This window comes from Streptomyces solincola (genome assembly GCF_002982015.1).
Classification (GTDB): domain Bacteria; phylum Actinomycetota; class Actinomycetes; order Streptomycetales; family Streptomycetaceae; genus Streptomyces; species Streptomyces solincola.
The window spans coordinates 1-6,527 of the sequence record NZ_PVLV01000052.1; the positions used below are offsets into that span (position 1 = coordinate 1).

7 protein-coding genes and 1 pseudogene are annotated in these 6,527 nt (G+C 74.4%); 4 read left to right on the forward strand and 4 right to left on the reverse strand.

The window, feature by feature from the left end; genetic code table 11:
• Positions 1–1,012, reverse strand: a 1,012-nt coding sequence (locus C6N75_RS03780; protein WP_105867396.1) for an alpha/beta fold hydrolase, incomplete at its 3' end; no start/stop codon positions are given.
• A 432-nt stretch (positions 1,013–1,444) separates the two neighbouring features.
• Here C6N75_RS03780 and C6N75_RS03785 point away from each other — a divergent pair.
• Positions 1,445–1,996, forward strand: a complete 552-nt coding sequence (locus C6N75_RS03785; RefSeq protein WP_105867397.1) for an NUDIX hydrolase — start codon at positions 1,445–1,447, stop codon at positions 1,994–1,996.
• Between the two features lie 44 nt (positions 1,997–2,040).
• Here the strand turns inward: C6N75_RS03785 and C6N75_RS30435 are convergent, their stop codons facing one another.
• Positions 2,041–2,655, reverse strand: a complete 615-nt coding sequence (locus tag C6N75_RS30435) for a disulfide bond formation protein B (RefSeq protein WP_181160326.1) — start codon at positions 2,653–2,655, stop codon at positions 2,041–2,043.
• 11 nt (positions 2,656–2,666) lie between these two features.
• The gene (locus C6N75_RS30440) at positions 2,667–2,852 is read right to left on the reverse strand and encodes a hypothetical protein (protein ID WP_181160327.1); all 186 of its coding nucleotides are present in this window, start codon (positions 2,850–2,852) and stop codon (positions 2,667–2,669) included.
• A 476-nt stretch (positions 2,853–3,328) separates the two neighbouring features.
• Here C6N75_RS30440 and C6N75_RS03795 point away from each other — a divergent pair, with 476 nt between their 5' ends.
• Genes C6N75_RS03795 through C6N75_RS03805 form a run of 3 tightly spaced genes read left to right on the forward strand, consistent with a single transcriptional unit; the run spans position 3,329 to position 6,212 of the window.
• Positions 3,329–5,269: an ABC transporter ATP-binding protein gene (locus tag C6N75_RS03795; RefSeq protein ID WP_105867399.1), complete on the forward strand. Its 1,941-nt coding sequence runs from the start codon at positions 3,329–3,331 to the stop codon at positions 5,267–5,269.
• A gap of 25 nt (positions 5,270–5,294) precedes the next feature.
• The gene (locus C6N75_RS03800; protein ID WP_105867400.1) at positions 5,295–5,753 is read left to right on the forward strand and encodes an NUDIX hydrolase; all 459 of its coding nucleotides are present in this window, start codon (positions 5,295–5,297) and stop codon (positions 5,751–5,753) included.
• A gap of 51 nt (positions 5,754–5,804) precedes the next feature.
• A complete protein-coding gene (locus tag C6N75_RS03805; RefSeq protein WP_105867401.1) occupies positions 5,805–6,212 on the forward strand; it encodes a nuclear transport factor 2 family protein in 408 nt (135 codons plus the stop codon).
• 20 nt (positions 6,213–6,232) lie between these two features.
• On the opposite strand, the pseudogene C6N75_RS03810 reads toward C6N75_RS03805, so the two are convergent.
• Positions 6,233–6,307 (reverse strand): annotated as a pseudogene (locus C6N75_RS03810) (mycothiol transferase); the annotation flags it as partial.
• Positions 6,308–6,527: the final 220 nt, after the last annotated feature.

A 6,527-nucleotide genomic window follows, 5' to 3' on the forward strand; every position in this document is an offset into this window, starting at 1 on the left:
CGGCGGGGTGCGCCGCCGCGGGCGGACCGTACGGCCCCGGAGCCGGCGGCGGGACGGGGGCCTGCCCGTACGCCGAGGCCGGAGGGAAGCCGTAGCCGCCGGGCGCGGGCGGGTACGGGCCGGGCGTGGCCAGGCCGAGAGCGGTCAGGCCGGGCGTGGCCAGGCCGGGAGCGGTCAGGCCGGGCGTGGCCAGGCCGGGAGCGGTCAGGCCGATGGCGGAGTCGGCGGCCGGCTGCCAGGCGGACGAGAAGTGCCGGACCATGAGGTCGGTCACCGCGGCCGGCTGCTCGACCGGCGCGAGATGGGAAGCGCCGGGGACCACCGCGAGCCGGGCGTCGGGGATGCCGGCCACCAGGGTGCGCGCCTCGGCCGGGCCGGTGATCCGGTCCTCGGAGCCGACCAGCACCAGCGTCGGGACGCCGACCCGGCCCAGCTCGGTCCGTACGTCGAAGGCGGCGAGCGCCTCGCAGGCGGCGGCGTAGCAGCCCGGGTCGGTGGTGCGGACCATCTGCACGGCCCACTCCACGATGGCGGGCTGCGCGGCGGCGAACCCGGGGGTGAACCAGCGCTCGGGCGCGCTGCGGGCCATCGGCTCCAGCCCGTTGGCCCGCACGATGGCCCCGCGCTGGCGGAACTCGTCCGCGGTGCCGAACCGGGGCGAGGCGGCGACCAGGGCGAGCGCGGCCAGCCGGTGCGGGGCGCGCAGGGCGAGGTCCGTGCCGATCGCGCCGCCGATCGAGCACCCGGCGTACCCGAAGCGCTGCACGCCCGCCTCGTCCAGGGTGGCCAGCAGCCGGCCGGCCAGGTCCCCGACGGAAGCGGCCGAGGCGGCGGGGGCTCCGCCGTGCCCGGGCAGGTCGAAGCGCAGCACCCGCCACTGCCGGGTGAGCTCGGGGATCTGCCGATCCCACATATGCCAGGTGGTGCCGAGTGAGGGGCCCAGCACGAGCACGGGCGCGTCGTCGGGACCGTCGGACCGGTACTGCAGCAGGTTCGGTGGTGTCTCGCTCACCTGTCCGACTTTCTCACGCAGCACCGACAACCGTACGGCCGGGGTGAGCGGCCGGCGGCGGATCCGCCGTCTCCGAGCATCCGCCCCCCTCGTACAGCCGCAGCGGCCGACCATCGGCGTTTCGGCCACTCCACCCCGGGCCGTGCGCCCTTGTGCAGCAAGGGTCGGTGCACCCCACACCTTCGGACGACCGCTCAGTTCCGGCTCGCGCAACCCGTCTGAAAGAGCACATGTTCGACAACGCGGTGGCGTCGTTGAGCACAGCGACACCACGACGGCGTCCGCGAGGGGGGACATGTTGACCACAACCGAACCGGTCGACGCGGAGACGTCAGGGCGGGGTCCGAGGCGGGGGCCTTCGGCGGACGGCGGCGTTCCGCAGGAGGACACAGTGCTCACGGTGCTGCTCGCGCACCGTCCCGGAGGTGTCGCGTGACCGGCTCCCCACGGCACACCGAGCCGCTCGACGTCCATCTGATGGCGCTCCGCGACGGCCCGGCGGGGCCCGAGGTGCTGCTGTCCCGGCGGGCGGGCGACGTCTATGCGGCCGGGTGCTGGCACCTCGTCAGCGGACACCTGGACGGCCCGTGGGAGGACATGGTCGCGGCACTGGTGCGGGAGAGCCGGGAGGAGGCCGGCATCGTCGTCGACCCGGCCGACGTCCGCGCTGCCGTCACCGTGCACCACCGCTCCCCCGCCGGGGCCGCGCGAGTGGGGCTGTTCTTCGAGGTCCGCCACTGGGACGGCACTCCGGAGGTCAGGGAACCGGAGGTGTGCGACGCCATGGGCTGGTTCGCTCTCGACGAGCTGCCGGAGCCGATGGTCGCCTACTGCCGGGCCGGGCTGGACGCCCACCGGGCCGGCGCGCGGATGGCCGTGCACTTCCAGGAGCCCGGCGACCCGATCGCGTACCACCCGGAAGCCGACCGGCTCGTCCTGGTCCCCGAACCCGCCGGCCCCGGCACGGCCCCGCGCTCGTCGTGATCAGGCCGCCGCGGGCGCGACCTCAGCCTGCGGGAGGGAACGGCTCAGAGGAGCCCGAGGTCGTGGGGCAACTCGTAGCGGAAGGTGTGGAAGTCCAGGTGGAATCCGCCCTGCAGGACGGCCAGGCCGCAGACCAGGAGGGTGGTGCAGACGTACAGGCCGACGACGAGGCGTTCGGGGGCGCCGGCGGCGCGGGTGTTCTGCGGGGCCAGTCGGGCGGGCCACATCAGGTGCACGGCGGCGTAGAGGACCGTGAGCGTGAAGCAGACCAGCGCCCAGGTGTAGGTGTGCAGTCCGAGGATGACCGGGCCGAAGCCGTGGTGGCCCGGGAGGTTGGTCAGCGTGAGCTGGTGCAGGGAGATCAGCCCGCCCAGCATCGAGGCGACGACGGTCACTCCGAGACCGCGTGAGACGTCGTGCGGCGTCAGCCGGCCGAGCCGGATCCGCTGCACGACGTAGACCGGGCCGACGCTGACGAGGAGCATGCACCAGCGCTGCATCAGGCACAGCTCGCACGGCAGTTCTCCGGAGAACTGGACGGCGAGGGAGGCGGCGAGGATGCCGCAGTAAGCCAGCGGGATCAGCAGCATGACGTAGTTGCCCAGCGGGCGCCGCCCGAGTGTCGCGGCCGGAGCGGTGGTGGTGGTCGTGGTGGTCATCAGCAGGCTCCTCACAGCACGCCGAGGTCGAGCAGCATGTCGACGTTGAACCGGAAGAGGGCGGCGACGACGAACGCCGCCCCCAGGGCGTAGAAGGGGACTTCCGTGCGCTGGGGACGCAGCACCGCCATCCCCGCCACCCCGATGACCACCAGCGCGACCAGCGTGAACATTCCGCACTCTCCGATTCCGTGCATACGTGCATACGTACATACGTACATACGTGCCTACCGAGGAGGGCGCCGCTCCGCGCGGCGCCTCGACTGTCCGCCCCAGCCTCACAACGCTTTGATCATCCGGAGGCTTAGCGCGGATTAGCGCCGCGCCGTACGGCGGCTTGGGTCTCCCCGCGCCCAGACTCCGGGCCGGATGCGGGGGCGTCGGCGTTTCGGCCAACCGGTCGACGGGGCGGCGCCCTTGCGCGGGGCGGGTGGGTGTAGTCCGCATGGACGGGCAGGGGCTTCGCTCCGGCGTTCGTGGCGTGTCCGAAAGACATGTGTTCGAAATGCGTACGTGCTTCGTTGAGCCAGGTGACATCCGACGGGTGTCCCAGAACGACTGCGCATCGGAGGACACCGTGCATCCTTCGCCCACCCCCGAGGCCGGCGACCGCGCCGGAGCGGCTCCGTCGGCGTCCGAGGAGCTGCTGTTCGGCGGCCGGCTCGCGTACGACATGGGCTGGAGCAAGCATCAGGACGCGTGGCTGGGGCTGAGCCTGCGGGCGATGGCGGTGTCCCTGCCCCGGCAGGTGGGGGTGGCGATCCGGCTCGCCCACCAGGCGGACCGGCGCGCGCTGTACGCCGTGGGCGTCAGCGAGGTCGGGCGCGGACTGGCGCAGGCGGCCTCGCTGGTGACGGTCAACGCGCTGCTGGGCGAGCTGCTGGCGCCGGGGGCGATCGGGGAGCGGCTGGGCTCGGCGCTGCCGTCGATGGTGCTGGTCGGGGTGCTCGCGGTGGTCGCCGCGGTGCTGGCCTCGGCGTCGGCGGCGGCCACCGGCGTCCTGGAGCCGAAGACCCAGCGGGTGGCGACCGAGCGGTATCTGGCGCTGGTGGCCCGGGTGGAGCTGGAGGCGGTGGAGGACGACGCCTTTCACAAGCTGATGGACTCCGCCCAGTACGGGGCGGATTCGGCCCGCCGGATGGTGGTGTACTGCGCGGCGGTGGTCACCGCGGTGATCTCGCTGGTCGCGGCGGCCGGGGTGCTGACCGTGCTGCACTGGACGCTGCTGCCGCTGCTGGCCGCGATGGCGGCGCCCAGGGCGTGGAGCGCGCTGACGATGGCCCGGCACCGGTACGTCAGCTGGCACCGGTTCGTCCAGCATGTGCGGGCCGCGCAGTTGATCAGCCGCCTGCTGATCGACCAGCAGGCGGCCGGCGAGGTCCGGGTGCACGACGTCGGCCCGTTCCTGCTGCGGCACTTCCGGGGTATGGCCGAGACCAGCGAGCGCGAGCAGACCCGGCTGGCGAGGATCGGCGTGCGGACGACGCTGGGCGCGGACGCGGTGGCGGGGCTGGCCACCCTGGCGACGTACGGGGTGCTCGGACTGCTGCTGTGGCACGGGCAGATGGCGCTCGCGGTGGCGGGCACGGCCGTGCTCGCCATCCGTACGGGCTCGGCGAGCATCACCGACCTGGTGCAGCGGGTCACCGACGTGCAGAGCGAGGCGCTGTTCGTCGCCGACCTGGAGACGCTGTGCGAGGAAGCGGCCCGGCGGGCCATCCCCGCCACCGGGCGGCCCCTGCCCGCCCGTGTCGACGCGATCCGCTGTGAGAAGGTCACCTTCACCTACCCGGGCGCGGACACCCCCTCGCTGCACGAGGTGGACCTCGTCATCCCGCGCGGCCGGACGGTGGCCCTGGTGGGCCGCAACGGCTCGGGCAAGTCGACGCTGGTGAAGCTGCTGTGCGGACTGCGGCTGCCGGACGGCGGGCGGGTGTGCTGGGGTGACGTGGACACCGCCGAGGCGGACCGGGCGCAGGTCTTCGACCGGGTCGCGATGGTCGCCCAGGACTTCTACCGGTGGCCCTTCACCGCCCGGGTGAACATCGGCATCGGCCGGCCCGCCGCCACCATGGACGACGCCGCGCTCTCCCCGGCCGCCGCCTACGCCGGGGCGGACGAGGTGATCACCGGACTCCCCCGCGGCCTGGACACCCTGCTGGCCCGCGGGTACGAGGGCGGGCAGGAGCTCTCCGGCGGGCAGTGGCAGAAGATGGGTCTGGCCCGCGCCCGGCACCGGGACGGCCAGGTCCTCATCGTCGACGAGCCGACCAGCGCCCTGGACCCGGCCGCCGAGCAGCGCGTCTTCGACCAGATCCACCGGCTGTCCGGTTCGGGGCAGACCACCGTGCTGATCACCCACCGGCTGCACAGCGTCCGGAAGGCAGACCACATCTACGTGCTGGACGAGGGCCGGGTGGTCGAGCACGGCACCTTCGACCAGCTCATGGACCCGGCCACCGGCACCGGCGCGTTCCGGGATGCCTACGAGCTTCAGGCCCGCCAGTTCCGCGCCGTCCCGGTGCGGCCGCGCCGGCCGCCCGCCGAGGCCGGGCCCGCCGCCGGCGCACACGCCGCCCCGGACGCCGCCCCGGACGCCGCGTCCGCCCCCTGACCGAGACACCTTCTTGGAGGAACGCATGTCGACCTACCGTCCCGGACCCTCCGCCGCCGTGCCGCACATCGTCGGCGTCCACCTCTACCTGGAGCGCGGCGGCCGGATCCTGCTGGGGCTGCGCCACCCGGACTCGGCGTACGCGGGAGACTTCCACCACCTGCCGGCCGGCCACTGCGAACAGGAGAGCGCCGCCGCCTGTCTGGCCCGCGAGGCGTGGGAGGAGGCCGGGCTGGTGGTGGACCCGGCCGGGGCCGAACTCGTCCAGGTGGTGCACATGGTGCACACCCCGGGCGGACAGCCCCGCATCCAGTTGTTCTTCCGCGCCGGGGCCGAGGGCGAGCCCGAGGTGCGCGAACCGGACCGCTGCGTCTCCTGGGGATGGTGGCCGGCCGACGCGCTGCCCGAGCCGACCGTCCCCTACGCCCGCGCCGCGATCGAGGGCATCCGCGCGGGGCGGCTGTTCACCGAGGTGGGCTGGTGAGCCGGGGCCCGTCGCCGGAGCGGGGCGCGGACGCACCCGTAGGGTTCCGGTATGGCGGAGGAGGACGAGCAGGCGGTACGGGCGGCCGTGGACGGGGAGTTGCGGCTGCTCGACCCGGAGGTGCGGGCGGATCCGGCCCGGGTGCGGGAGCTGCTGGACCCGCAGTTCACCGAGATCGGGGCCTCGGGGCGGCGGTGGGACGCGGAGTCGGTGCTCACGGTGACGAGCGGCGGTGCGGTGTCCGCGGACTCCCCGGTCGAGGTCGGCGAGATGTCCGGGGCCGTGCTCGCCCCGGGCGTCGTCCATCTGACGTACGTCACCGAGCACCGGGGGCTGCGGGCGCGGCGGAGCTCGGTGTGGCGGCTGACCGGGGCGGGCTGGCGGCTGTACTTCCACCAGGGCACGCCGGATTGCCGCCAGGGCACGGCCGACCCCTGCCCGGGCACGCCGGCCGGCTGAGTCCGCGACGCCGCCCCCGGTCAGCGGCCGGTGGCGCCGTCGATCAGTTCGCGGAGGATGTCGGCGTGGCCGGCATGGCGGCCGGTCTCCTCGATCCCGGCCTACCCGGCCGCCGATCCGGTGGTGGTCCCGCTCGCGACGGACGAGGACGACCTGGACGTGGGGTCCGCGTCGGCGCCGTCCTTCCCCGCCCGCCCGGTGTGGCGCGCGGCGGTCAGCGGCGGGGTGGTGGTGGCGGCCAAGACGGAGCCGGGACGTGGCGTCCGGCGCCCAGCTCGTGCGGGCGGGCAGCCGTTGGGCGGAGGTCAACGAGGA